24 protein-coding genes are annotated in these 24,441 nt (G+C 41.4%); 23 read left to right on the top strand and 1 reads right to left on the bottom strand.

Going from position 1 to position 24,441, the window contains the following annotated elements:
• Nucleotides 1–73: 73 nt before the first annotated feature.
• The 7 genes from DW019_RS09750 to DW019_RS09780 are packed head-to-tail and all read left to right on the top strand — an operon-like array spanning nt 74 to nt 8,425.
• The gene (locus tag DW019_RS09750; protein WP_118443232.1) at nt 74–4,054 is read left to right on the top strand and encodes an efflux RND transporter permease subunit; all 3,981 of its coding nucleotides are present in this window, start codon (nt 74–76) and stop codon (nt 4,052–4,054) included.
• Between the two features lie 21 nt (nt 4,055–4,075).
• The gene (murI, locus tag DW019_RS09755; RefSeq protein WP_022377718.1) at nt 4,076–4,879 is read left to right on the top strand and encodes a glutamate racemase; all 804 of its coding nucleotides are present in this window, start codon (nt 4,076–4,078) and stop codon (nt 4,877–4,879) included.
• 45 nt (nt 4,880–4,924) lie between these two features.
• Nucleotides 4,925–5,758 (top strand): M23 family metallopeptidase, encoded by an 834-nt coding sequence (locus tag DW019_RS09760; RefSeq protein WP_118443233.1) that lies wholly within the window; start codon nt 4,925–4,927, stop codon nt 5,756–5,758.
• 47 nt (nt 5,759–5,805) lie between these two features.
• On the top strand, nt 5,806–6,363 hold the full coding sequence (locus DW019_RS09765) for a PrgI family protein (protein WP_147324413.1): 558 nt from the start codon (nt 5,806–5,808) through the stop codon (nt 6,361–6,363).
• 11 nt (nt 6,364–6,374) lie between these two features.
• The gene (locus tag DW019_RS09770; RefSeq protein ID WP_022377715.1) at nt 6,375–7,319 is read left to right on the top strand and encodes an RluA family pseudouridine synthase; all 945 of its coding nucleotides are present in this window, start codon (nt 6,375–6,377) and stop codon (nt 7,317–7,319) included.
• 9 nt (nt 7,320–7,328) lie between these two features.
• A complete protein-coding gene (locus DW019_RS09775) occupies nt 7,329–7,886 on the top strand; it encodes a DJ-1 family glyoxalase III (RefSeq protein ID WP_118443234.1) in 558 nt (185 codons plus the stop codon).
• Nucleotides 7,886–8,425: a Holliday junction resolvase RecU gene (locus DW019_RS09780; protein ID WP_118443235.1), complete on the top strand. Its 540-nt coding sequence runs from the start codon at nt 7,886–7,888 to the stop codon at nt 8,423–8,425. The genes DW019_RS09775 and DW019_RS09780 overlap by 1 nt, the downstream gene beginning before the upstream one ends.
• A 53-nt stretch (nt 8,426–8,478) precedes the next feature.
• On the opposite strand, the gene DW019_RS09785 is transcribed toward DW019_RS09780, so the two are convergent.
• Nucleotides 8,479–8,679: an alpha/beta-type small acid-soluble spore protein gene (locus DW019_RS09785; protein ID WP_022377712.1), complete on the bottom strand. Its 201-nt coding sequence runs from the start codon at nt 8,677–8,679 to the stop codon at nt 8,479–8,481.
• A gap of 267 nt (nt 8,680–8,946) precedes the next feature.
• On the opposite strand from DW019_RS09785, the gene DW019_RS09790 reads away from it, so the two are divergent.
• From DW019_RS09790 to DW019_RS09865, 16 genes are all read left to right on the top strand, one after another.
• Complete coding sequence (locus tag DW019_RS09790; protein WP_117478256.1) at nt 8,947–9,756, top strand: AraC family transcriptional regulator; 810 nt, start codon at nt 8,947–8,949, stop codon at nt 9,754–9,756.
• A gap of 197 nt (nt 9,757–9,953) precedes the next feature.
• A complete protein-coding gene (locus tag DW019_RS09795; RefSeq protein ID WP_118443236.1) occupies nt 9,954–11,915 on the top strand; it encodes a CDP-alcohol phosphatidyltransferase family protein in 1,962 nt (653 codons plus the stop codon).
• Nucleotides 11,916–11,984: 69 nt separating this feature from the next.
• Nucleotides 11,985–13,070 (top strand): aspartate-semialdehyde dehydrogenase, encoded by a 1,086-nt coding sequence (gene asd, locus DW019_RS09800; protein ID WP_022377709.1) that lies wholly within the window; start codon nt 11,985–11,987, stop codon nt 13,068–13,070.
• A gap of 20 nt (nt 13,071–13,090) precedes the next feature.
• Nucleotides 13,091–13,546, top strand: a complete 456-nt coding sequence (locus DW019_RS09805; protein ID WP_022377708.1) for an NUDIX domain-containing protein — start codon at nt 13,091–13,093, stop codon at nt 13,544–13,546.
• On the top strand, nt 13,530–14,816 hold the full coding sequence (locus DW019_RS09810) for a dihydroorotase (protein WP_118443237.1): 1,287 nt from the start codon (nt 13,530–13,532) through the stop codon (nt 14,814–14,816). The genes DW019_RS09805 and DW019_RS09810 overlap by 17 nt, the downstream gene beginning before the upstream one ends.
• A gap of 12 nt (nt 14,817–14,828) precedes the next feature.
• A complete protein-coding gene (pyrF, locus tag DW019_RS09815; protein WP_118443238.1) occupies nt 14,829–15,749 on the top strand; it encodes an orotidine-5'-phosphate decarboxylase in 921 nt (306 codons plus the stop codon).
• A gap of 35 nt (nt 15,750–15,784) precedes the next feature.
• Nucleotides 15,785–16,567: a dihydroorotate dehydrogenase electron transfer subunit gene (locus tag DW019_RS09820; protein WP_118443258.1), complete on the top strand. Its 783-nt coding sequence runs from the start codon at nt 15,785–15,787 to the stop codon at nt 16,565–16,567.
• A gap of 11 nt (nt 16,568–16,578) precedes the next feature.
• A complete protein-coding gene (locus DW019_RS09825; protein WP_118443239.1) occupies nt 16,579–17,487 on the top strand; it encodes a dihydroorotate dehydrogenase in 909 nt (302 codons plus the stop codon).
• A 71-nt stretch (nt 17,488–17,558) separates the two neighbouring features.
• On the top strand, nt 17,559–18,842 hold the full coding sequence (locus DW019_RS09830) for an aminotransferase class I/II-fold pyridoxal phosphate-dependent enzyme (RefSeq protein ID WP_118443240.1): 1,284 nt from the start codon (nt 17,559–17,561) through the stop codon (nt 18,840–18,842).
• A gap of 11 nt (nt 18,843–18,853) precedes the next feature.
• Nucleotides 18,854–19,534: an orotate phosphoribosyltransferase gene (gene pyrE / locus DW019_RS09835; protein ID WP_022377702.1), complete on the top strand. Its 681-nt coding sequence runs from the start codon at nt 18,854–18,856 to the stop codon at nt 19,532–19,534.
• A gap of 183 nt (nt 19,535–19,717) precedes the next feature.
• Nucleotides 19,718–20,530: a hypothetical protein gene (locus DW019_RS09840; RefSeq protein ID WP_117478263.1), complete on the top strand. Its 813-nt coding sequence runs from the start codon at nt 19,718–19,720 to the stop codon at nt 20,528–20,530.
• 15 nt (nt 20,531–20,545) lie between these two features.
• Nucleotides 20,546–21,820 carry a hypothetical protein gene (locus tag DW019_RS09845; RefSeq protein WP_118443241.1) on the top strand — a complete coding sequence of 425 codons (1,275 nt, stop codon included), beginning with the start codon at nt 20,546–20,548 and terminating at the stop codon, nt 21,818–21,820.
• The gene (locus DW019_RS09850) at nt 21,813–22,871 is read left to right on the top strand and encodes an ATPase, T2SS/T4P/T4SS family (RefSeq protein ID WP_117478265.1); all 1,059 of its coding nucleotides are present in this window, start codon (nt 21,813–21,815) and stop codon (nt 22,869–22,871) included. Before DW019_RS09845 ends, DW019_RS09850 begins: the two co-directional genes overlap by 8 nt.
• A complete protein-coding gene (locus DW019_RS09855; protein ID WP_118443242.1) occupies nt 22,868–23,719 on the top strand; it encodes a hypothetical protein in 852 nt (283 codons plus the stop codon). The genes DW019_RS09850 and DW019_RS09855 overlap by 4 nt, the downstream gene beginning before the upstream one ends.
• 1 nt (nt 23,720) lies before the next feature.
• Nucleotides 23,721–24,041, top strand: coding sequence for a hypothetical protein (locus DW019_RS09860; RefSeq protein WP_117478267.1), 321 nt, complete (start codon nt 23,721–23,723; stop codon nt 24,039–24,041).
• 12 nt (nt 24,042–24,053) lie between these two features.
• The gene (locus DW019_RS09865) at nt 24,054–24,428 is read left to right on the top strand and encodes a hypothetical protein (protein WP_117478268.1); all 375 of its coding nucleotides are present in this window, start codon (nt 24,054–24,056) and stop codon (nt 24,426–24,428) included.
• Nucleotides 24,429–24,441 lie beyond the last annotated feature (13 nt).

Raw genomic sequence — 24,441 nt, forward strand, 5'->3', positions numbered from 1 at the left:
AGAGTTGCGTTAGCGAATCAAACGGTGTTATACTCGACTAATAGTCATTTTAGAAAAAGGGAGGAACTTTCAGATGTTATCTAAGTTCAGTGTTCGCAAACCATTTACCGTATTGGTTGCGGTTGTTATATGTCTGGTACTCGGATTTTTGTCATTTCAAAATATGAGTACGGATTTTCTGCCAAATATGGAATTTCCGTATGCACTTGTTATGACTACATATCCGGGAGCAAGTCCGGAAGAAGTAGAAAAGGCTGTTTCCGAACCGGTGGAGCAGGCGATGGAGCGTATCAACAACGTCAAAGAACTGCAATCTATTTCCATCCAGAATATGTCAATGGTTGTTATGTCATTTAATGATGGAACGGATATGGGTTCTACAGTTGTAGATATGAGAGAAAGCCTTGATATGGTGACATCGCAGTTTGATGATTCCATCGGAAATCCGACAATTATGAAAATGAATCCCGACATGATGCCGATTATGGTGGCGGCACTGGATTATGATAAATTAGACAGTGCGGAAGTTACGAAAAAGGCGGAAAAGGAAATTATTCCGGAATTGGAGAGTGTGGAGGGAGTTGCCTCTGTCAATGAATCCGGTTCTATTGAGAAAAAGATTCAGGTCATTATTCAGCAGGATAAGATTGACAAGATGAATGAGCTTGTGCAAAAGGCGATTGAAGGAAAATTAAGTGATGCACAGGATAAGATTGATGAAGGAAAGAAGAAACTGGAAAATGGCAAAAACAAATTAAAGAATGGAAAAGAGACCGCCGCCGATAAGATGGCGAAGGGAGAGACGAAACTTAGTCAGGCATCGGATAAAATTAAGGATGGCCTGAAAGTTATTAATGAAAATATTACGAATATTAAAAAGCAGCAGGCAACGCTTAAAAAGAGTGAAAAACAGTTAAATACGGGGCTTGCCTCGCTCGCTGCCAATAAAACAAAACTGACAAATACAATTAAGACACTGACGGCGACGCAGACGCAGCTTACGACACTGAACACGACGCTTGAAAAGCTCAAAGTTCAGGAGACATCTCTGAAAACGCAGCTTGAGAATGTCGGTGGGAATTCACAGGAACTGAGTACTTCTTTAGCGTCGGTTCAGGCACAGTTACAGGTTGTCCGTGGCAAATTGAAGGATGCCGGCATTACGGAAGAAATGCTTCCATCCAAAGTAAACGAAGTGAATACGGCACTTACTTCAGCAAACAGCGGACTTAAGCAGGTGGAAACCCAAGAGAAAACGCTGGCAAAGAATAAAGCCAAAATTACAGCGGCAAAGAAAAAAATCAATGCCGGTCTGAAAAAACTAAATGCAACAAAGAAGAAATTAGAGAAAGGTCAGATTTCGACAACGGAAGCGACCGAACAGCTAAATAAACAGAAAATTCTTTCCAGTATCCAGTTAAGTGTTTCGGAAGCACAGATGGATAATGGAAAAAATAAGTTAGATGAAGCAGATAAACAGTTAAAGGACTCGAAAAAAACGACAAAAAGTAATGCGAACCTGAAAAAAATCATTACAAAGGAAATGGTTGAAAATGTATTAAAAGCGCAGAACTTTGATATGCCGTCCGGTTATATTACCGAAGGAGATGCTTCTTACCTTGTACGTGTAGGTGATAAGATTCAATCCGAGAAAGAAATCAAAAACCTCGTTGTCTGCGATATGGATTTGGATGGTTTAGACCCGATTAAACTTTCAGATGTGGCAGATATTGCGGTTACGGATAACTCGGATGATGTGTATACCGTAGTAAACGGCAACCCGGCGGTACTTGTTACGTTACAGAAACAGTCCGGATTTTCAACCGGAGACGTAACGAGTGCACTGACGGATCGTTTTGACCAGTTGCAGAAAGACAATCAGGGACTGCATGTTTCTGTTTTGATGAATCAGGGGGTATACATTGACCTTGTAGTGGATGCTGTAGTGCAAAATCTTTTGCTTGGTGGGTTGCTTGCTATTTTGATTCTGCTGTTTTTCCTGCGCGACTGGCGGCCAACCTTTATCGTTGCCTGCTCGATTCCGCTCAGCGTAATTGCAGCAGTTGTAGCGATGTACTTTAGCGGTGTAACACTGAATATTATTTCCTTATCCGGTTTGGCACTTGGTGTTGGTATGCTTGTGGATAACTCGGTTGTCGTAATTGAAAACGTTTTCCGTCTTAAGCAGCATGGGATTTCAACGAAGCGTGCAGCAATTGAGGGAGCAAGCCAGGTGGCAGGAGCTATCGTGGCATCTACACTGACAACGGTTTGTGTGTTCGCACCGATTATTTTTACAGAAGGTGTGACAAAGCAGTTATTCGTCGACTTGGCGCTTACCCTTGCTTACACACTGGGAGCAAGTCTTCTTGTAGCACTTACCTTAGTTCCGGCAATGTCGGCCGGATTAATTAAGAGAAAGCCAAAGAAAGAGTCAAAGATTATTGCGGCAGTTCAGCGTGCGTATGGCAGGGCAATTCAATGGGTGCTGCGGTTTAAGTGGCTTGTTTTGGCTGGCTCGGTTGTTCTCCTTATATTGTTTGCGGCATTGGCAGCCGGCAGAGGATTTTCCATGATGCCGGATATGGAAAGTACGCAGATGACGGCTACGCTTACGATGGATAATGGAACAAAACTGGCGGATACGAAAAAAGCGTCCAATCAAGTGGTTGAAAAAATCCGTGAGATTTCGGATGTTGAATCAGTTGGTGCCTATACAGGAACGGGTTCATCCATGTCGATGCTTACCGGTTCCGGCGGTGAAAATACCGTAACTATGTATATCATTTTGAAGGACGATAGGCAGTTAAGCAATGAAGAAATCACAAAACTGATTACGGAAAAAACGAAAAATATTGAGGGGAAAGTAGAAATAAATGCTTCTGCGATGGATATGAGTGCCATGATGGGCGATGGTGTCACCATCAATATTAAAGGAAAAGATTTGGATAAATTGCAGACGATTTCGGAAGATATGATGAAGAAACTTGAAAAAGTAGATGGTCTTGATAACATTACGAATGGTCTGGAAGATGCCGGTAAAGAGTACCGCATTACTGTGGATAAAGCGAAAGCAATGCGTTATTCACTTACGGTGGCTCAGGTTTATCAGCAGATTTATGCAAAAGTAAAAGAGGCTTCTTCGGCTTCTACGGTATCGAATGATACCGATGATTTAGGTGTTTATGTCAACTCGGCGGAGGATGAGGACTTGACAAGAAATGATGTCAAAAATCTGAAAATTGATTACACCGATTCGATGACCCAGAAGACAAAAAAGGTTTCTCTTAGTAAGATTGCTGATTTTAGCACTGCGGATTCGCCAAAATCGATTTATCGCAAAGGGCAGACCAGATATATTGCTGTAAAAGCGGATATCAAGGATGGTTATGTGGTAAGCGACGTTTCGAGAGAGGTTGAAAAAATCGCAAACCAGACAAAGAAACCGGCCGGTTATGAAATGGAATTAGATGGTGAAAATGAAGCAACCACAGAAGCAATGGGACAGGTGCTTTTGATGATGGCACTTGGTGTGCTTTTGATGTATTTGATTATGGTGGCACAGTTCCAGTCATTGTTATCTCCATTTATCATTTTGTTCACGATACCACTTGCCTTTACGGGAGGCTTCCTTGGACTGTGGATTTCGGGAAGTGATGTCAGTGTCATTGCCATGATTGGATTTGTAATGCTTTCCGGTATTATTGTAAACAATGGTATTGTACTTGTGGATTATATCAATCAGTTACGCCGAAGCGGTGTCGAGAAACGGCAGGCAATTGAGGAAGCAGGCGTAACGAGACTTCGTCCGATTCTGATGACGGCATTGACGACGGTACTAGGTTTGATTCCAATGGTTGCCGGCAGCAGTATGGGAGCGGATATGACAAGACCGATGGCAATTGTTACGATTGGTGGTCTGGTATATGGTACGCTGCTTACGCTGTTTGTTGTACCATGTATTTATGATTTGTTAAACCGCAAAAAAGATATGGGAGAAAAAACAGTAGATGAAGAATCTATGATAGAAGAAGCAATGGACGAAAAAGAATAAGAGCAGATTGGAGGAAGGATTATGAATGCACCGATTGGCGTGTTTGATTCGGGAATTGGCGGATTGACAGTGGCAAAAGAGATTATGCGGCAGATTCCGGGGGAAAGTCTTGTTTATTTTGGAGATACAGCCCGTGTGCCATATGGTTCCAAATCAAAAAATACGGTTTGTAAATACAGTAAGCAGATTGCTAAATTTCTCCTGACACAGGATGTTAAAGCAATTGTAATTGCCTGCAATACAGCCAGTGCACTTGCCAGAGAGGAACTTGAAGATATGGTGGATGTGCCGGTGATTGACGTGGTGCAGCCGGGAGCGAGAATGGCGGCGGCATCGACTAAGAATAACAAAATTGGCGTGATTGGAACCCAGAGTACAATAAAAAGTGGAATTTATGAGAGCTATCTTCACAAAATAAATCCGGAATTGACGGTAGTGAGTAAAGCGTGTCCGCTATTTGTACCTCTTGTGGAAGAGGGGCTGTTTGAAGACCGTATTACGGAAGATGTTGTTTCCAGATATCTGCATGATATGAAAGAGTATGAGATTGATGCGCTTGTTTTGGGATGTACCCATTATCCGCTTTTACGCGGTGTGATTGGGCGTGAAATGGGTGAGTCGGTAAAACTGGTGAACCCTGCTTATGAAACGGCAAAATCGTTAAAGGATTTGTTAAAGGAAAAAGATTTACTGAATGTATCCGGTGAGAAACCGGAGCACAAATTCTTTGTCAGTGATGGTGTGGACCAGTTCCGTTCTTTTGCCAATTCCATTCTGCCATATCAGGTGGAAAATACAACGGTGGTAGATATTGAATCTTATTAGTTAATAACGCATACATTTTAGAGATAAAAAAATGTGAGGCGTTAGATGAAGCGAAGGATTTTTTGGAAAAAGTTTCTTGTTTGCATGATATTATTTTTCTGGACGCCGTTTTTATGTGGACTGTTATTTTGGAAAATGGAAGTGAAAAAGGTTCCGAAATGGGAGCATAATACAGAAAATATCCGGGATTTTCAGGTGGTACCAAAACGGCTTGCCGGATTTGAAACATGGGGAAAAGACGAATATGAAGAGTTCGCAAAGGACTTTTTATATGCGGACGGTAAACTGGAAAAGACAAGCAAATCACTTCCGTCCTTATCGTGGTATCGTATCCTTTTGGAAAGAGAAACATGGGAGCCCTATGCCGTTTACTATCAAAAACTTCTTTCCGGGATAAAATGTTTTCCGGTTGTCTCAGATAAGAAAGAAAAAGAGGGGATTTCTTTTAAGGATTCATGGGGGATGTCCCGCAGTTATGGGGGAAAACGGCTCCATGAGGGGACGGATTTAATGCCACCGAAAAATCAAAGAGATACGTTTGCTGTTGTAAGTGTCTGTGATGGTGTTGTGGAAAAAATCGGATGGCTGGAATTAGGCGGCTACCGCATTGGAATCCGCAGTAAAACGGGCACTTATTTTTATTATGCTCATCTTTCTTCCTACGCGGAGGGGATGAAACAGGGAAAGACTGTGAAAGCGGGCGAGCTGCTAGGTTATATGGGAGACAGCGGTTATGGAAAAGAGGGAACGGTTGGAAAGTTTCCGGTTCATCTGCATTTTGGAATTTACTTTACGGCAGGTGACAAAGAAATCAGTGTGAACCCGTATCCAATTCTAAAGGCGATGGAAAAGCCTCTTTCCACCGCACGGTTTTTGTGATAAACTTTATTTGTGTGTAAAAAGCATGATTTAAGAAAGGAAAGAAAATGATGTACGAAAAATGTACCTTGGGATATCTTACGAAACGTAAGAAAGCAGAAATTTTATGGATTGTATTTTTTGTAGTGCTTGGCGTTGCTATTTTTTTAACCGGATATTTGTGGAGTGGTGTGCGTGCAAATATTTTTACTGTAATGGCAGTGTTACTCGTGCTTCCGGCGGCGAAACATCTGGTTGCGCTGATTGCGATGTTTCGTAAAAAAGGAGTTACGAAAGAGCGGTATGATAAAGTAAAAACGGCAGCAGGACAAGCGGTTTTGTATACCGATTATGTATTTACCTCGACGGAAAAAATTATGCATTTAGACTTTTTGCTTGTGAAAAATGGTAATGTTCTTGGCGTGATTGCGAAGTCCAAACAGGATGTGCCGTATTTGAAACAATATTTGACGGATGTTGTGAAAAAGACGGCACCGTCGTATCATGTGCGCTTGTTTGAGTCGGATGAAAAACTGATTTCACACCTGCAGCGCTTAACGCAGGAAGAAGCGTCAGAAAATTCGGAAAAAACACTGGTGGATTATTTACATTCACTTGCGATGTAGTGGAGAAGACGATGAGAGAGGTGACGATTGGAGCAAAGGAAAGCGGACAGCGTTTTTCTAAGTTCCTGGAAAAGTATTTCAAAGAGGCGCAGACAAGTTTTTTGTATAAAATGCTGCGAAAGAAAAATATCAAGCTGAATGACAAAAAGGCAACGGGCAGTGAAATGCTGCAAACGGGCGATAAAGTAACTGTGTATTTTTCAGATGAGACCTTTGAGAAATTTCGCGGAGAGACTAAAAAAGTGATTTATCCGGTAATAGATTTGGATATTGTTTATGAAGATGAGGATGTCCTGATTGTGAATAAGCCTGCCGGTATGTTGTCTCAAAAGGCGAAGCCTCAGGATGTTACACTTGTAGAATATATACTTGGTTATTTACAGAAAAAAGGTGAGTGGTCACCGAAAGACAGCCTGAAACCGGGGATTTGCAACCGGCTTGACAGGAATACAAGTGGTCTTGTGATTGCCGGGAAAAGCCTTCGGGGCCTGCAAAAAATGTCGGAGCTTTTAAAAGACCGAACGATGGATAAGTACTATCTTACAATTGTGGAAGGTGTTATGAAAGAACCTTCGGTTGTCCGCGGATACTTAAAAAAGGATGAACAGACAAACCGGGTTCAGATTTTTTCGGAAGACGGGGAAGACCGCGTGTGGATTGAGACCGGGTATGAGCCGTTACGGACCAATGGCACAGTAACACTTTTGAAAGTGAAGCTGGTGACGGGAAAGACACATCAGATTCGCGGACATCTGGCATCTTTGGGACATCCGCTATTGGGGGATGTAAAATATGGTGCAGCAAAGAGAGCGGATACGAAGCATTATTTTTTGCATGCGAAAACATTGTGTTTTCCTGAAAATATGGGAGAACTTAAAAATCTTTCAGGCAGGGTAGTAACGGCAAAAGAGCCGGATTACTTTGCGAAAATGATAAATAAACAATTTGGAAAGTGAGGAAAAAATATGAAACGTGCAGTGATTTTATTTGCAGAAGGATATGAAACCGTGGAGGCGCTTTTAGTCGTTGATTTACTGCGCCGGGGCGGTGTGGAAGTGACGATGGCTTCAATTACAGAAGATGAATTTGTGAGAAGTTCACATGGCGTAAATGTTGAAATGGACGCTGTTTTAGGAGAAGTGGATGTACTTGATTATGACGCCATCATTCTTCCGGGAGGAATGCCGGGAACCATTAATTTGGGTGAAAGCGATGCAGTCAGAAAGGCAATTCTTGCTATGAATGATGCCGGAAAAATTGTTGCAGCCGTGTGTGCGGCACCTGGAGTTCTTGGTAAATATGGTTTGCTAGAAGGAAAGACGGCATGCAGTTTCCCACAACATGAAAAGAATTTGATTGGTGCAACGGTAGTTCGTGAGCCGGTCGTTGTTGACGGTAATATTGTGACAAGCCGCGGTCTTGGAACAACGATGGATTTTGGTTTGAAATTATTGGAGCTGCTTGAGGGAAAAGAAAAGTCAGACGAAATTGCACATAAAACTGTGTACCGGGAGAAAAATTAATGGCAACCTGGAATTCGAGAGGACTTCGCGGTTCTTTTTTGGAAGAACTTGTAAATATGACAAATGACAAATACCGCTCGCAGAAACTGGCACTTGTACAGAAGGTGCCAACGCCGATTAAACCGATTACGATAGACCAGACGACAAGACATATTACACTTGCCTACTTTGAACAAAAAAGTACGGTGGATTACATCGGGGTCGTTCAGGGGATTCCGATATGTTTTGATGCGAAGGAATGTGCGACTGATCGGTTTCCGCTTGCGAATGTGCATGAACATCAGATTCGCTTTATGAAAGAGTTTGAGGAGCAGGACGGCATTGCATTTTTATTGATTTATTTCAAAGCAAAAGATACCTTTATGTATCTGCCGTATGCAAAGTTAGATGGATTTTGGAGACGGATGGAAGAGGGCGGAGCAAAGCATTTCAAATATGAAGAATTAGATCCTGCATATGAAATTTCGACCTATTCCGGAACATTTGTCCATTATTTAGAACAGATACAAATGGATTTAGAACAAAGAGACAGCCGCTAAGCAATTTTATCAGCAAAGCGGCTGTCCTCTTTTATTTCGCATTTAGGCTGCGATTATTTCATGCTCTCTTCCTGTTTCTTAATCATCTGACGAACCATCTCGCCGCCGATTGATCCAGCTTCACGGGAAGTAAGGTCACCGTTGTAACCATCTTTCAAGTTTACACCAATCTCGTTTGCAACTTCCATTTTGAAACGATTCATAGCCTCTTTAGCCTGTGGTACTTCCATCTTGGATGAATTTTTGTTTGTCATGATTTTTCACCTCCGTTTTATTTATTGTGAAGATAAAGGAATGCCGAGAAACGGCATCCCTTTTGTTGAAATGCTGTTTTTTTTCTCCTGCATCCGATTTATCTTGGTAATATTGTTGCCACAAAAAAGAAAAATATAATGGAAATTTGTGGCATAAAAGTAATGAAAAAAAATACTGACAAAAAAATACGAAAATGCTATAATGAAGTTCAATAAGAGGATTGTATAGTTTTGAGAGAAAGCTGTGCTTTTGAAAGGAGAAGTAGGATGCGCTTTCGTGATGTTGGGGTACAATTAGAGTACGACGGTGATTTTAAAATTTATAGAGAAGATGGAATTTCCCGGTATGGAAAACCGGATTATTTATTTTTGTATTTTCATACGGAGTGTTGTGTTGTGCTTGATAAGCAGCCGGTTTATGTTAAGCCGCCATCCGTGATTTTATATGATATTGGTGCTAAGCAGCACTATTATGCCGTAAATGATTCCTATAAAGATGATTTTGTGCATTTTTGGCTGGATGACAGCCGTTCTTTTGTGGATGAAATCAATCTGCCGATGAATACAGTAATTCACCTGCCGGAAAATACGTTGATTCCTTCGATGATGAAACAACTCTATCAGGAATATATTTCGATGAATGAGTACAAAGAGACGACGATGGAATGTTTATTTAAAATGATTTTGATTAAAGTTTCCGAGATGTCAGAAAGACGCAAGGTTGCCAAAATACCGGACCGATATGATGAATTGTTTCAGAATCTGCGTTCTCAGGTATATTTGGAGCCGTCGAAAGACTGGCATGTATCGGAGTGTGCCGGTGACAATGGGCTAAGTACACCGTATTTTCAGAAATTGTATAAATCATATTTTGGAAATACGTTTGTGCAGGATGTTGTACAGAGCCGGATGGAGCACGCCAAACATTTTTTGCTGGTTTCCAATTATTCGATTAAGGAAATTGCGGATTTGTGTGGCTATCACAATGAAACATTTTTTATGAAGCAGTTTAAGAAAAATATTCACGTGACACCGAGCCAATACCGGGCGCAGGCACGAAAAAAATTACAGGAATAGCAAAATCGTCATTTTTTTGCCACATTTTCCTGTTACATTTAATACAGTAGTTACTTTGTTGACTACTACTCCCACCCTATTATACGAAGAGGAACACCTAGTCTTTTGACTGGGTGTTCTTCTTTATGTAAAGAAAATCTTGCCAGTTTCCGCCAGATTTAGTATCATAAAGGTAATGGCTTGAGAGGGGCGTTGATATGAAAAAAGAGTATTTTACAATTCCAAATCTAATGGGATATTTTCGGATTTTATTAATTCCTGTATTTTGTGTTTTATATTATCATTCGGAGAATGCTGGCTGCTTTTATGGGGCGGTTATTGTTCTATGTCTTTCGTTTTTGTCGGATTTTTTTGACGGGAAAATAGCAAGACACTTTCATCAGGTGACCGAATGGGGAAAAATGTTAGACCCTATTGCGGACAAACTGACCCAAGCGGCACTTGCGATTATGTGTACCGTGCATTTCCCTGCGACCATCTGGTTGTTTTTATTATTTGCAGCAAAAGAAATTTATATGGGGCTGATGGGATTACTTGTGATTCGAAAGAAAAATCAGGTTTTTGGTGCCAAGCGGTTTGGAAAAATTGGTACGGCAGGCTTGGATTTTGGAATTTTAGCACTTATTTTATTCCCCGGCATGCCTCTTTTAGTATCGAATTTATTGATTCTGGTATTGATGATTTTAATGGTTGTTACCTGGATTTTGTATCTTCGGTTCCATATCGAATTACTCACAGATAAAACGTTTGGAAAAATAAAAAAACGTTATAAAGCAGTGGGTGTGGCAGGTGTTTTTCTCTATCTGATTTTGGGAGCGGCACTTCCATATCTGAACCAGCCAAAAGTGAGTGAAGAATATAAAAAAGAATTTGCAAATAAAGTTTTTGCATCGGAAAACTCGGCAGGAGACCGCGTGATGCTCATTGAAGATAATGGGGAGGCATTGGCGGAAAGAATTCGAATGCTTGAGCATGCAAAACAATCCATTGTTTTATCCACGTTTGATTTTCATTCGGATATCAGCGGGAAAAAGATGTTGGCTGCCTTGTGGGCAGCGGCAGAACGCGGCGTCAAGGTGAAAATTTTGGCGGATGGCTGCAATTCATGGCTCCGTATGACGGGAAATGCCTATTTTTATGCACTTGCTTCCCATGAAAATGTGACGATAAAAACGTATAATCCGGTCAATCCCCTGTTACCGTTTCGCGCGATGAGCCGGATGCATGATAAGTATGTGATTGTTGATGATTCTTTGTATCTGCTAGGAGGAAGAAATGTCTATGATTCTTTCCTTGGAGTGCAGGAAGGACCTAAAAATTATGACAGGGATGTTTTAGTTTACCACGAAGGAGAAAAAGAAGGCTCCATTTATCAGGTAAAAGCCTATTTTGAAGCAATCTGGAATGATTCGTTGTGTAAGGCATGGAATGATAACCATTTGCTTTGGTTAATTCCCGGTGTAAAAAGGGCAGCGCAGGAACTGGAAAAACAGTACATTTCTATGAAAAAACAGGAACCTGGATGGTTTCAAAACATATCATATCAAGAAAAAACAGTGGTGGCAAATCGGATTACACTGCTCTCGAACCCGACTTGCCTTTACAGCAAAGAACCGCAGGTGTTTTATGGTTTGTGCGAACTGATGAAGCAGGCCAAAAAAGAAGTTATCTGGCACACACCGTATATTATCAATAATGATTATATGTATGGTGAAATTGCAAAGATAGCCAAAGAGGTCCCTGAATTTACCATTATGACAAATTCAGTGAAAAATAACGGAAATCCGTTTGGCTCCGTGGATTATGCACTTCACAAGGATGAGGTGTTAAAGATGGGGGCGAAAGTGCTTGAGTACCACGGTGGTGTTTCTTACCACGGAAAGAGTGCGGTGATTGATGACAGACTTGCAATTGTCGGTTCTTTTAACATGGATATGAAGAGTGCTTATCAGGATACGGAGTTGATGCTGGTGATTGACAGCAGGCCTTTGTGTGAGATATTGAAAAAAAGTTTTACTTCCTATCAAGAAGAAGCGGATGCAGCAGACGGTACAGTGGACAGTAAAGAGGAACTTTTTGATGATACAACAGGTGCGTTAAAAAAAGTTTCCAACTATGTAATCTCAAAGCTGAATCCGTATTTGCGATATTTGTTCTGATAATTTGTTGAAAAATTTGTAGAAATGGTGTATGATAAGGTGGACTATGAAAAAGTATGGAGGAATATCATGAGCGACAAGTTAAAAGTAGGTATCCTTGGCGGTACCGGTATGGTAGGCCAGCGTTTTATTTCGCTGTTGGAGAATCACCCTTGGTTTGAAGTAACAACAATTGCAGCAAGTCCAAGAAGTGCGGGGAAAACATATGAAGAGGCAGTAGGCGGCCGCTGGAAAATGCAGAAACCGATGCCGGAAGCGGTAAAAAATATAGTTGTAAAAAATGTAAATGACATTGAGGCAGTCAGCAGCGAAGTTGATTTTGTTTTTAGTGCCGTAGATATGACAAAAGAAGAAATCAAAAAGATTGAAGAAGATTATGCAAAAACCGAGACACCGGTTGTTTCTAACAACAGTGCACACCGCTGGACACCGGATGTTCCGATGATTGTACCGGAAGTAAATCCGGAGCATTTAGAGGTTATCGAGAGCCAGAAAAAACGTCTGGGAACCAAGAGAGGTTTTATCTGTGTAAAACCAAACTGTTCAATCCAGAGTTATGCACCGGCACTTACCGCATGGAGAAAGTTTGAGCCGACACTTGTTGTCGCTACGACTTATCAGGCAATTTCCGGAGCAGGAAAGACATTTAAAGACTGGCCGGAGATGGAGCATAATATTATTCCGTATATTGGCGGCGAAGAAGAAAAGAGTGAGCAGGAGCCGCTTCGTATTTGGGGTAAAGTGGAGAATGGACAGATTGTAAAAGCGGATGGCCCATTGATTACAAGCCAGTGTATCCGTGTACCGGTACTGGATGGACATACGGCTGCGGTATTTGTTAATTTTAAACAGAAACCAACGAAAGAAGAGCTGATTCAGGCACTTGTTGAGTTTAAGGGTGCACCTCAGGAATTGGGATTGCCAAATGCACCAAAGCAGTTCATTCAGTATTTAGAAGAGGATGACCGTCCACAGGTTGCTTTGGATGTAAATTATGAAAATGGATTTGGCGTTAGTATCGGACGTCTTCGAAAAGACGCATATTTTGACTGGAAATTTGTGGGACTTTCTCATAATACCGTACGTGGTGCAGCAGGTGGTGCTGTGCTGATGGCGGAACTTTTGAAAGCCAAAGGATATATAACAGCTAAATAAATTGGGAAAGGATGATGGGAATGAGTAAATTTCGTGTGCTGGTCAAAGGAATTGTGCAGTATCAGGATTCTTATTTAGCAGTGGAGCGCTGGTATGATGACCGTATTTTTGACCCTTATCAGTGGGAATTTATTGATGGGGAGATGGAATTCGGAGAGACACCGGAAAAAGCAGTAGAGCGCATTGTGGCGGAAAAAACAGGAGTGGCTGTTCAGGTAAATAAGCCACTGTACACCTGGGGATTTACCGCAGGTGAGATTTGTACATGTGGAATTGCTTTTCTGTGTGATGCACAGATGGATGAAGTGATTTTGGCAGAGGAACTTCGTGACAGTAAGTGGGTTCCAAAAAGCGAAATTGCTCAGGTAATCACCAATCAGGCAGTTGTTAAAGATATCGAGAAGGCGGGTCTGACAAGTAGTTTTGACCTGGATGATTTTGGAAAGGTGGATTTGTTTATTGAACCTATGGATTAAGAATGGACATGTTTTAGACCCTGCCAATCATCTGGATGAAGTGTGTGATGTATATGTGAAAGAGGGAAAGGTTGCCTGTGTTGGCAGCCTTTCGTCGGATAAAATTCCAGACGAATGTACGGTGATTGATGCAGAAGGAAAATACGTGATGCCGGGACTTGTTGATTTGCATGTGCACCTAAGAGAACCCGGTTTTGAGTACAAGGAAACAATTTATTCCGGTACGCACGCGATGGCAAAGGGCGGTTTTACAGCGGTTTGTCCGATGCCAAATACAAAGCCTGTGATAGATTCTCCGGCAATGATTGAAAAAATTCTTAAGATTGCCAAAACAGACAGTCCGATTCGTGTTTATCCTGTTGGGGCTGTTACGAAAGGGCAGCTTGGCGAGGAAATGACGGATATTGCCGGTATGGTAAAAGCAGGAGCAAAAGCAATTAGCGAAGATGGCAAGTCCGTGATGAATGCCGAAATTTACCGTGAAGCGATGAAAGAAGCAAAAAAAGCAGGAATTCCGGTGCTTGCCCATTGCGAAGATAAAAACATGGTAGGCCACGGAGCAATGAATGCCGGGGAAAAAGCCAAAGAACTTGGAATCTGCGGAATCACCAATGCGGTAGAAGATGTGATTGTGGCAAGAGATATTCTTCTTGCGAAAGAAACCGGAGTTCATCTTCATTTGTGTCACTGTTCAACAAAAGACAGTGTAAAAATGGTTCGTATTGCAAAAAAGGATGGCGTCAGTGTATCAGCAGAAGTATGTCCACATCATTTTGCAATGACAGAGGATGAAATCGCAGGAGACGATGCGAATTATAAAATGAATCCACCACTGCGAAGTGCTGCGGATGTAGAAGCTTTGGTGGATGGTTTAGCGGATGGCACGATGGAAGCAATTTCTACGGACCATGCGCCACACGGCGAAGAAGAAAAGAAACAGTCGATTGCAAAGGCACCGTTTGGAATTGTTGGTTCAGAAACGGCATATGCACTTTCTGTGACACATCTTGTGAAGACGGGAAAATTAACTCCGTTTCAGTTAGTTGAAAAAATGAGTACGAATCCATGCCGGATTCTTTCGGTACCAGGCGGAACACTTTCTGTGGGGGCACCGGCGGACATTACAATTGCGGATATGGATTCAGAATATGTGATTGATAAGAATACCTTTTTATCAAAAGGTAAGAACACACCATTTGACGGAGCAAAAGTCAATGGTCGTGTGTATTATACGATTGTAGGCGGAAACATTGTTTATCAATATGAATAAATGGAGGACACCATGATTGATCAATTAGTTGAAAAAATTAAAAAGACAAAGGCACCGGTTGTTGTTGGATTAGACCCTATGCTTTCTTATATTCCGGAATGGATTTTAAAAGATGCCATTTCAAAATATGGAGAGACCATGGAGGCGGCCGGAGAAGCGATTTGGGTATATAACAAAGGAATCGTGGATGCGGTTTATGATTTGATTCCGGCTGTAAAACCTCAGATTGCCATGTATGAGCAGTTTGGAATTCCGGGACTTGTGGCTTTTCAGAAAACAGTAAATTACTGCAAAGAAAAGGGACTGGTTGTTATCGGTGATGTGAAACGTGGCGATATTGGTTCGACTTCAACGGCTTACGCAAATGCTCATTTGGGCAGTGTGACCGTTGGGACTACCGTTTGCCGTGGCTTTGATGAGGATATAATTACGGTCAATCCGTATCTTGGTACCGATGGTGTGAAACCATTTGTTGATGTCTGCAAAGAGGAAAAGAAGGGTATTTTTGTTTTGGTAAAGACTTCAAATCCATCTTCCGGCGAATTTCAGGATAAGTTAATCGATGGAAAACCATTGTATGAGTTAGTTGGTGAACATGTGGCAAAATGGGGCGAAGATTGTGTTGGCTCCTGCGGTTACAGCGAGGTAGGTGCGGTTGTTGGTGCTACTTATCCGGAAATGGGTAAAGTGCTTCGTAATATTATGCCAAAAAGTTATATTCTGGTGCCGGGTTATGGTGCACAGGGAGGAACAGCAGATTCTCTTCGTCCATACTTCAATGAAGATGGACTTGGCGCAATTGTAAATTCATCCCGTGGTATTATTTGTGCTTACAAACAGGAGAAGTATGCTTCATTTGGTGAGAAAAATTATGCCGATGCTTCTCGTCAGGCAGTAATTGACATGATTGAGGATATTAACCGTATTTTCTAATGATTTTAGAAAATAGTTTTGGAAAGGAAATGATGATGGCAAAGATACAGTGTATGGCAAAGGTAACGGAAGTTTCTGTTCTTGCAGAGGGGATTGTATCCATGTGGCTGTCGGCTTCGGGAGTTGCGAAATCGGCAAAACCGGGACAGTTTATTTCGCTGTACTGCGATAATTCGGATACACTTCTTCCACGTCCGATAAGTCTTTGTGAAGTGAATCAAAAAGATGGTCTTCTCCGCATTGTATTTCGCATTGTTGGTGCGGGAACAAAGGAATTTGCGGCGAAAGAAAAGGATGATGAAATCCGGATTCTCGGACCTTTGGGAAATGGATTTCCATTGGATGCTTGTGAAAAAGACAAGACGGCAGTGTTAATTGGTGGTGGAATTGGAATTCCGCCGCTTTTGGAACTTGCAAAGCAATTGCCTTGCAAAACAACGGTGGTGGTTGGCTACCGAAATGCCGATGCTTTTTTGCGGGAAGAATTGGAAGAGGCGGCAGACCGTGTTGTAATTGCTTCAGATGATGGCAGTATAGGAATAAAAGGAACCGTTTTGGATGCCATGGAAGCAGAAGGTGTGACCGGAGACTGTATTTTTTCCTGTGGACCAACGCCGATGCTTCGCGGTGTGAAACAATGGGCTTTTGAAAAACAGATTCCGGCGTGGATTTCAATGGAAGAAAAGATGGCGTGCGGTATTGGTGCCTGTCTTGCCTGTGTATGTGAGTCAAAGGAAATCGACTCACATTCAAAAGTGAAAAATAAACGTATCTGTAAAGATGGTCCGGTCTTTTTATCGACAGACATTGAGTTATAAGGAGGAGGAAAATGAGCAAACAGTTAGAAGTAAATTTCGCGGGAATCACGTTTCCAAATCCAATAACGACGGCGTCCGGTACATTTGGCTCCGGACTCGAATACAGTGAATTTGTGGATTTGAAGAAACTTGGTGCCGTGACGACAAAGGGTGTTGCCAATGTGCCGTGGTCCGGAAATCCGACACCGCGTATTGTGGAAACCCACGGCGGTATGCTCAATGCTATTGGGCTTCAGAATCCGGGAATTGATACTTTGATTGCACGTGATTTGCCATATCTGCATGAACATGGTGCACATATTATCGTAAATGTGTGCGGACGTTCCAAAGAGGATTATGTGGAGGTGGTTGAGCGTCTTGCGGATGAAGATGTGGATATGTTAGAGATTAATATTTCCTGTCCGAATGTAAAGGCAGGCGGGATTGCTTTTGGACAGAAACCGGAAATGGCGGAAGAAATTACGAAAGCTGTGAAAGTAGTGGCAAAGCAGCCGATTGTTATGAAACTTAGTCCGAATGTCACGGATATTACAGAGATGGCAAAAGCGGTGGAAGCCGGAGGTGCAGATGGTGTTTCGCTGATTAATACGCTGACCGGTATGAAAATTGATGTAGCAAGAAAAACATTTGCTCTTGCCAATCAGACCGGCGGTATGTCCGGTCCATGCGTGAAACCGGTTGCAGTGCGGATGGTATATCAGGTGGCAAATGCTGTTTCCATTCCAGTCTTAGGAATGGGTGGTGTACAGAATACCGAGGATGCTCTTGAATTTTTGATGGCAGGTGCTACCATGGTGGCAGTCGGTACGGCAAACTTTTTTAACCCGTATGTAACATCCCAGATTATTGATGGATTAGAGGAGTATGTAAAGAAGGAAAAACTTTCGAGTATCCGAGATATTATCGGATGTGTAAAATAGTAAGAAATTAAGTTTAGATACAAAAGGAAGTGTTTCGAAACACTTTGTTACACTTTAGAATGGAGGTCAATATGAAATCGTATATGCAGATGAGCAGGGAGGAACTCCTGTCATTGAAAGCTAGTCTGGAAGAAGAGTTTAAAACGGAAGAGGCGAAAGGGTTGTCTTTAAATATGGCACGTGGTAAGCCGGGAGCTTCTCAGCTTGCATTATCTATGCCGATGCTGGATGTGATTAACAGCAAATCTGACATGAAAACTTTATTAGGAAATGATACCAGAAACTATGGTGACTGGGATGGAATCGGAGAGTGCCGCCAGTTGTTAGCTGATATGATGGAAGTAAAAAAGGACAATGTAATTGTATGTGGAAATTCCAGCTTGAATATTATGTATGATACGGTTGCTCGTTCCATGATTCGTGGTGTGAATGGTTCAACTCCGTGGTGTAAACTGGATAAAGTTAAATTTTTGTGTCCGGTTCCCGGATATGACAGACATTTCAAAATTACGGAGTTATTTGGTATCGAGATGATTAACATCCCGATGGATGAAAATGGTCCGGATATGGATTTAGTTGAAAAATATGTGAATAACGATGAGGCAGTAAAAGGTATCTGGTGTGTGCCAAAGTACTCTAATCCGACTGGTATCACATACTCGGATGAGGTAGTAAAACGTTTTGCAAATCTTCATCCGAAAGCAGAAGATTTCCGTATCTTCTGGGATAATGCGTATTGTATTCATCACATTTACGATGAAATTCATGACAAAATTCCAAACATTTTGGAGGAGTGTGAGAAAGCAGGAAATCCGGATATGGTTTACATGTTTGGTTCAACTTCAAAGGTAAGTTTTCCTGGCTCCGGTGTTTCTGCAATTGCGACATCACTAGCTAATGTGGAATTTATCCGTCAGCACATGACTGTGCAGATTATCGGACATGATAAGATTAACCAGCTTCGTCATGTAAGATTCTTTAAGGATATTGACGGTCTTAAAAATCATATGCAGAAGCATGCAGAAATTCTGCGTCCGAAGTTTGAGGCTGTTTTGCAGATTTTACAGGAAGAACTCAAGGGGCTTGAAATTGGTTCCTGGGTGAAACCGCGTGGTGGTTATTTCATTTCCTTTAATGCAATGCATGGTTGTGCAAAAGCGATTGTTGATAAATGTAAGCAGCTTGGTGTAGTTCTTACGGGAGCAGGCGCTACCTATCCGTATGGAAAAGACCCGGAAGATTCCAATATCCGAATCGCCCCTTCTTTCCCAACACCGGAAGAAATGGCAGAAGCAACAAAAATCTTTGTTCTTTGTGTCAAATTAGCATCCGTTGAAAAACTGTTAAATGACTAGGAGGAACGAAAATGGAACGATATAAGGAAGAGTTTATTGAGTTTATGGTAGAGAGCGATGTTTTGAAATTTGGTGAATTTACGCTGAAAAGCGGAAGAAAATCACCATTTTTCATGAACGCAGGTGCTTATGTAACCGGCTCTCAGTTAAAACGTTTAGGCGAATATTATGCAAAAGCGATTCATGACCAGTATGGAGATAATTTTGACGTTTTATTCGGACCTGCATACAAAGGAATTCCGCTTAGCGTAGCAACCACAATTGCTTTTTATGAATTGTATGGCAAAGAAATCCGTTACTGTTCAAACCGCAAAGAAATCAAAGATCATGGTGATACCGGAATTCTGCTTGGAAGCAAAATTAAGGATAAAGAGCGTGTGGTAATTATTGAGGATGTTACGACTTCAGGAAAATCCATCGAAGAAACTTTCCCGATTATTCAGGCACAGGGAGATGTGGAGATTGTTGGACTTATGGTTTCCCTAAATCGTATGGAGCAGGGAAAAACAAAAGAAAAGAGTGCGCTGGATGAAATTCGTGAAGTATATGGATTCAAAACGGCTGCTATCGTTTCAATGGAAGAGGTAGTTGAGCGTTTGTATAATAAAGAATGCCTTGGAAAAATTGTGATTGATGACAAAATGAAGGCATCCATCGACTCATACTATGAGAAGTACGGTGTTCAAAAGTAAATGATTGGAAAACTTGTCGCATGACGCCGGGGATTTTGTGTTCCCGGCGTTTTTCGCTGAAAAAACGTGTATTTGAACAAATTTTTGGTTTCTTTTTTGGTACTAATTGATAATTTACAAGGAGAAAATAAGGTGCTAAGATAGGAAACACTCCACCTCCAATAACAAAAAGGAGGTACTAAAATGAAAATTGCTTTTTGGAGCAATGCCAGAGGACATTCCGGTGTTACAAGTAATTTGGCTTGTATCAGCGTATTATCAGCATTAAGTTGTCCGAATGAGCGGACAATTGTCTTTGAAAATCACAAAAATATTGTGAATCTGGGGAGCACTTATTATCATCCGCAGTCTGCCGGATGTGTAAGAGAGCCCATGTATTACCAGACCGCAAGCGGTCTGGAGAAGGTTCTTCAATTAGTGGAAAAAGGAGAAGAACTTTCCGAAGAAAATTTATATGGTTTGACTAAGGATTACTTGGGAAAACGTCTTTTTTATCTTCCTTCAGAACCGGTAAAGAGTTCTGATTATCTGGAGTATTATTTAGAACGGGAAGCAGTTCGGACGATGGAATGTTTAGAGCGGCTTAGCGATATGGTTATGGTCGATACGTCGGCCGCACAGTTAGCGAGCTCGCGTAAAATTTTACAACAGGCTGATTTGGTTGTTGTGAATTTGAATCAGAATCTTCCGTTGCTTTCTCATTTTTTTCGAAATTATTCATCCATACAGGAAAAGGCATTTTATCTGATTGGAAATTATGATGGAAAGTCGGAGCTTACAAAGTCGGCGATTATGAAACAGTTTCATATACCCGGCGCAAAGATTGGCACGATTCCGCATGATACCGGTTTTTCCGATGCAATGTCAAGGGGACAGCTGATTCCTTTTTTGTTGAAAAATTATATGCAAGAAAATTCTCTTTCCCATGAGATGTTTATGCAGGCGGTGAAAGAGACAGTGTCTTTGCTGCAGGAACAGATTCGGAAGCATGGATGAAAGGAGAGGTGGAGCATGAAGAAAATGAGAAAAAGAATTGCACTTTTTTTCGCTCTTTCGCTCTGTGTGAGTGTACGGCCGGTTTTAGCAAAAAGGATGGTATCTGATTTTTCGGAGTTTAAGCAGTTGTGTGAATCGGATACGAAGGAAACTATCGAGCTGACTTCGGATATAATCGTGGATGAACCTGTAGTGATACGAGGAGAGAAAATAATTCATGGCAGAGGACATAATCTGGTTCGGAGTGCTTTGCATGGGAAAGTTTATGGTGGATGTCTGTTTTTAGTGCAGGGGAAAAAATGTGAATGGAGCCAGTTGACGGTTTCCGGCAGTGCAGGGGAAAATACAAAATCTAAGATATTTGGAAGGTTAATCGAAGTCAGACAGGGAACATTGGTGATTGGGAAAGGATGCTTTCTGCAGGATAATGTGAATGAAACGCTTGCGGTCAACGGAGGTGGAGCAGTTGAGATTGGCAGCGGAGGTGTTTGCATTATGAAAGCAGGGAGCGTGCGTAACAACAGAAATGTTTCCGGTGGAGCGGCCTTTTATGTAAAAAAGGGCGGCCGATTACTGATACAGGGAGGTGTAATTACTGGTAACAAAACGATAGGAATCAGTACTGTGGAAGGGTTTGATGGAAGAGGTGGAGCGATTTACTCGGAAGGCAGTGTCTGGTTCAAAGGTGGAGTTATATCGGGAAATATGGCCAAAGGTTATCGAAAAGGTAATATTTGTTACGGAGGTGTCGGTGGAGCTGTTTATGTGGCAAAAGGCGGTTCGTTATTTGTTCAGGGCGGCACATTGACAAACAATCCGGATGAAAGGAAGGAGCAGATTTATGCTGATGGCAAGGTTACCGGCTGGGGAAATAAGAAATCAAAGAAAAAGGAGCCAAAACAAAATCAGTCAGAGATAACGAAGTCGAAGCAAAAAAACACAAATGAAAACCAACAAAAACATAACCTTATGCCAGCTAAAACGGCAAAACCAAAGCCGGAAAAGACAGATACCATAAAAAAGGAAAAACAACAAAAGACAGATTCGACAGAGCATAAAAAAACAATAATGCCGGTTATGGATAAAAAAGAAGAAATACATGGGCGGGTTTTGTATGTCGAGCCGGATAATACAGATTTTGTTGAAGAAAAGTGGCATTTTTCGGTAGATGCACTGAAGGTGGCACGACAGTTTATACACCGTCAGGAAAAGCCCTTTAGCAGAGAGGTAAATGATAGCTTTTTAAGACAGTTTGCAAAGGCGAAAAAAGGAGTGGTAAAAAATGAATGAATTTCAAAAAGATTATTTGCTGAAGCGTCAGGACTATGGTGTTTTATATCCTTACGTGATGGAAGAAACGGTCACAGATATTCATTGGAATGGCAGACAGTTATGGATTGATGACTTGGAAAAGGGGCGGTATATGGCACCGGAAGTTTTATCTGAGTCATTTGCAAATCGGTTTTCCATGCTATTATCGAATTTATCAAATAAGGCATTTAACAGGGATAATCCGGTTATGGAAGTGGAAACGGAAGAACTTCGTGTCTGTCTGGTGCATCCAAGTGTTGCGTATTCCGGGCTTTCGATTTCACTGAAAAAAACACCTGCCGTGCGCCGGCTGAAAAAAGAGGATATGACAGGAAATGGCTACTGTGATGCAAGAGTGATTGAATTTCTGATTCAATGTATGGCAGCGCATTGCAGTATTGCAATATGCGGATGTTCCGGTTCCGGAAAAACAGAATTATTGAAATATCTGACGCAGTATATTCCTGCTGCGGAGCGAACTGTTACGATAGAGGATGTGTTAGAGATTCATTATCAGAAAATGAATCCTAATAAAGATTGTGTGGAGATGAGAGTGGCGGAAAACTTTTCTTATACGCAGGCAATCCAAATATGTATGAAACAATTGCCAAACTGGCTGATTTTGTCCGAAATCAAGTCCGAGGAGGTGAAATGTTTCTTAGAGTCAATTCGTACCGGAGCTTGTGGAATGACTACGATGCTTGCAGAGGATGTAAGGAGTATTCCGGAGAGAATCTTAGCTATGGCAGGGGAAAAAGAAGATAGCAGATGGATTGAAAATGACACGTATCGTTACTTGGATATTGGTATTTTAGTGAAAAGTAAACGGGATGAGACAGGACTTTTGCACCGCTTTATTGACCAGATTGGTGTGTTTGAACGGGAACCGGTAAGGGGAGGAGAAACTGCGAACCGGATGATTATGCTCGTGGAAGATGGAAAAGTTGTTAATTACCGTCTTCCCAAAAGTTTGTCGAGAAAATTTCAAATTGGGGAAATTGTTCCCGGAAATGATTGGAGGCTTTCATGAAAGTGTGCGATGAATCTCTTTATCATGAGATTGCTGTGATTTATCGTTTCCTCCATTTGTATGAGCGAATGGAAACGATGGAAGGGGAAGCACTTGATTTTATAACACGTGATTTTGATGCGTGGAAAAGGAGAAGAGAACAAAGAAGGCAGTCTGAGAAAAAGATAAAAAAAGAGTATTTGTTATCGGTGATACTGGCATTTATCCTTTGTTTGGTTTCTTTTCTTATGTTGCATTTTTGCTCTCTTATGTTGACGGGAAAAGAAACGAATATACTTGGTTCTACTGCTGTTTTTTGTGGTATGGTTTTGTTGACTGTTACTTGTTTTTTATTATGGCTTTGGAAGAAAAAGAGGAAAAAGGACAGTACCGTCTTAGCGCAGGAGATGAGACAGATGGCTTCTTACTGGATTATGACAGCTGCCTGTTCTTTGCAGACAAAAGGTGTTTATCAAATGATTTTGCTGTCGATTGAGGGAATGGATGGCTGGTTTCGTGAAGAGTTGGAAACTTTATTGGAAAATATTCGGCAGGATCCGGCCTCTTATAAACCATATGATTCTTTTTGTGAGGAATTTGATGACATGGAGTTTCGCATCGCAATGAGAGTATTGGGAAGGGCAAATGTCGATGGCTGTGAGCAGGCAAAGCAGGAGATATTTTTTCTTATGGAACAGTTGTATAGTAAGTACGATGAGAAAGAGGAGAGTAGCAGTAAAAAACATGCGTTGCGTCTGCGTGCATTTCGTCGGATTCCACTTTTTATTGCCGGTGTAAAAATCATGTGGGACAGTGTTTTAGTATTTTCTCTTCTTGTTCAGCAGATGACGATTTGGAATGGAGGGTGAGATGAGCCGATTAGTGGATGAATTTATACTTATGTTATTGTTCACAGCGCTTTCTTTTCTTTTGGTGTTCTATCTCTCTCAAAATGTGAGATATGGAAGTGCCAGAACATATTACCGGGAGGCTGTATATCAATTGCAGAAAAGTGATTATTCGGAAGAAGCAAAAAAACAATGTAATAAGGAGGCAAAAGACAGAGGCTATCAGGTACAGATAAAGAGTAAAACGACAGGGTATGTTCGTGTTATTCTGTGGTATGATGTCGTTTTTCCTTTTGGATTACGAAAAAAATATGTGATTGATGGGTATGAATATGCAGGATAGGAGGTGATTTGTGTGAAGACAATTGTGATATCGATGATTGGAATTGGTTCAATTTTATTTGTTGTTATGATTCAACATACGGCGTCAAAACGAATGTGGTCATATGAAAGAGCGGAAACTTCTTTATCATCTGCTATGGAGCAGACAATGTCGGAGGTGATGGAGGAAAACCATTATGGAATTGAAAATCGCAATGAGATGCTAGCAGCCCTTTTACAGTCCCTGATTGCAAAATGGAACCATGAAATTGATTTGACGGTTCTGGTTCATAAAATGGATTATGATAAAAGACAGATGGATGTGGAGGTCTGCGGCAGAATGAATATGGATGAGGGAAAAGAAGAGACGGTGAGTGTGAGAAGAAAAATTGTTTTTGAAAAAGATTAAATGGCAAGAAGCC

The sequence above is a fragment of the Clostridium sp. AF37-5 genome (assembly GCF_003477605.1).
Lineage (GTDB): Bacteria > Bacillota > Clostridia > Lachnospirales > Lachnospiraceae > Eubacterium_F.

What these genes read in the sequence shown, in the direction of transcription:
- DW019_RS09790 (WP_117478256.1), top strand. Translation starts at nt 8,947, where the DNA reads ATGCGCTTTCGTGATGTTGGGGTACAATTAGAGTACGACGGTGATTTT.
- DW019_RS09770 (WP_022377715.1), top strand. Translation starts at nt 6,375, where the DNA reads ATGAGAGAGGTGACGATTGGAGCAAAGGAAAGCGGACAGCGTTTTTCT.
- DW019_RS09855 (WP_118443242.1), top strand. Translation starts at nt 22,868, where the DNA reads ATGAAAGTGTGCGATGAATCTCTTTATCATGAGATTGCTGTGATTTAT.
- DW019_RS09760 (WP_118443233.1), top strand. Translation starts at nt 4,925, where the DNA reads ATGAAGCGAAGGATTTTTTGGAAAAAGTTTCTTGTTTGCATGATATTA.
- DW019_RS09780 (WP_118443235.1), top strand. Translation starts at nt 7,886, where the DNA reads ATGGCAACCTGGAATTCGAGAGGACTTCGCGGTTCTTTTTTGGAAGAA.
- DW019_RS09820 (WP_118443258.1), top strand. Translation starts at nt 15,785, where the DNA reads ATGGCAAAGATACAGTGTATGGCAAAGGTAACGGAAGTTTCTGTTCTT.
- DW019_RS09840 (WP_117478263.1), top strand. Translation starts at nt 19,718, where the DNA reads ATGAAAATTGCTTTTTGGAGCAATGCCAGAGGACATTCCGGTGTTACA.
- asd (WP_022377709.1), top strand. Translation starts at nt 11,985, where the DNA reads ATGAGCGACAAGTTAAAAGTAGGTATCCTTGGCGGTACCGGTATGGTA.
- DW019_RS09795 (WP_118443236.1), top strand. Translation starts at nt 9,954, where the DNA reads ATGAAAAAAGAGTATTTTACAATTCCAAATCTAATGGGATATTTTCGG.
- DW019_RS09765 (WP_147324413.1), top strand. Translation starts at nt 5,806, where the DNA reads ATGATGTACGAAAAATGTACCTTGGGATATCTTACGAAACGTAAGAAA.
- pyrF (WP_118443238.1), top strand. Translation starts at nt 14,829, where the DNA reads ATGATTGATCAATTAGTTGAAAAAATTAAAAAGACAAAGGCACCGGTT.
- DW019_RS09750 (WP_118443232.1), top strand. Translation starts at nt 74, where the DNA reads ATGTTATCTAAGTTCAGTGTTCGCAAACCATTTACCGTATTGGTTGCG.
- murI (WP_022377718.1), top strand. Translation starts at nt 4,076, where the DNA reads ATGAATGCACCGATTGGCGTGTTTGATTCGGGAATTGGCGGATTGACA.
- DW019_RS09825 (WP_118443239.1), top strand. Translation starts at nt 16,579, where the DNA reads ATGAGCAAACAGTTAGAAGTAAATTTCGCGGGAATCACGTTTCCAAAT.
- DW019_RS09860 (WP_117478267.1), top strand. Translation starts at nt 23,721, where the DNA reads ATGAGCCGATTAGTGGATGAATTTATACTTATGTTATTGTTCACAGCG.
- DW019_RS09785 (WP_022377712.1), bottom strand. Translation starts at nt 8,679, where the DNA reads ATGACAAACAAAAATTCATCCAAGATGGAAGTACCACAGGCTAAAGAG.
- DW019_RS09830 (WP_118443240.1), top strand. Translation starts at nt 17,559, where the DNA reads ATGAAATCGTATATGCAGATGAGCAGGGAGGAACTCCTGTCATTGAAA.
- DW019_RS09775 (WP_118443234.1), top strand. Translation starts at nt 7,329, where the DNA reads ATGAAACGTGCAGTGATTTTATTTGCAGAAGGATATGAAACCGTGGAG.
- DW019_RS09805 (WP_022377708.1), top strand. Translation starts at nt 13,091, where the DNA reads ATGAGTAAATTTCGTGTGCTGGTCAAAGGAATTGTGCAGTATCAGGAT.
- DW019_RS09850 (WP_117478265.1), top strand. Translation starts at nt 21,813, where the DNA reads ATGAATGAATTTCAAAAAGATTATTTGCTGAAGCGTCAGGACTATGGT.
- pyrE (WP_022377702.1), top strand. Translation starts at nt 18,854, where the DNA reads ATGGAACGATATAAGGAAGAGTTTATTGAGTTTATGGTAGAGAGCGAT.
- DW019_RS09845 (WP_118443241.1), top strand. Translation starts at nt 20,546, where the DNA reads ATGAAGAAAATGAGAAAAAGAATTGCACTTTTTTTCGCTCTTTCGCTC.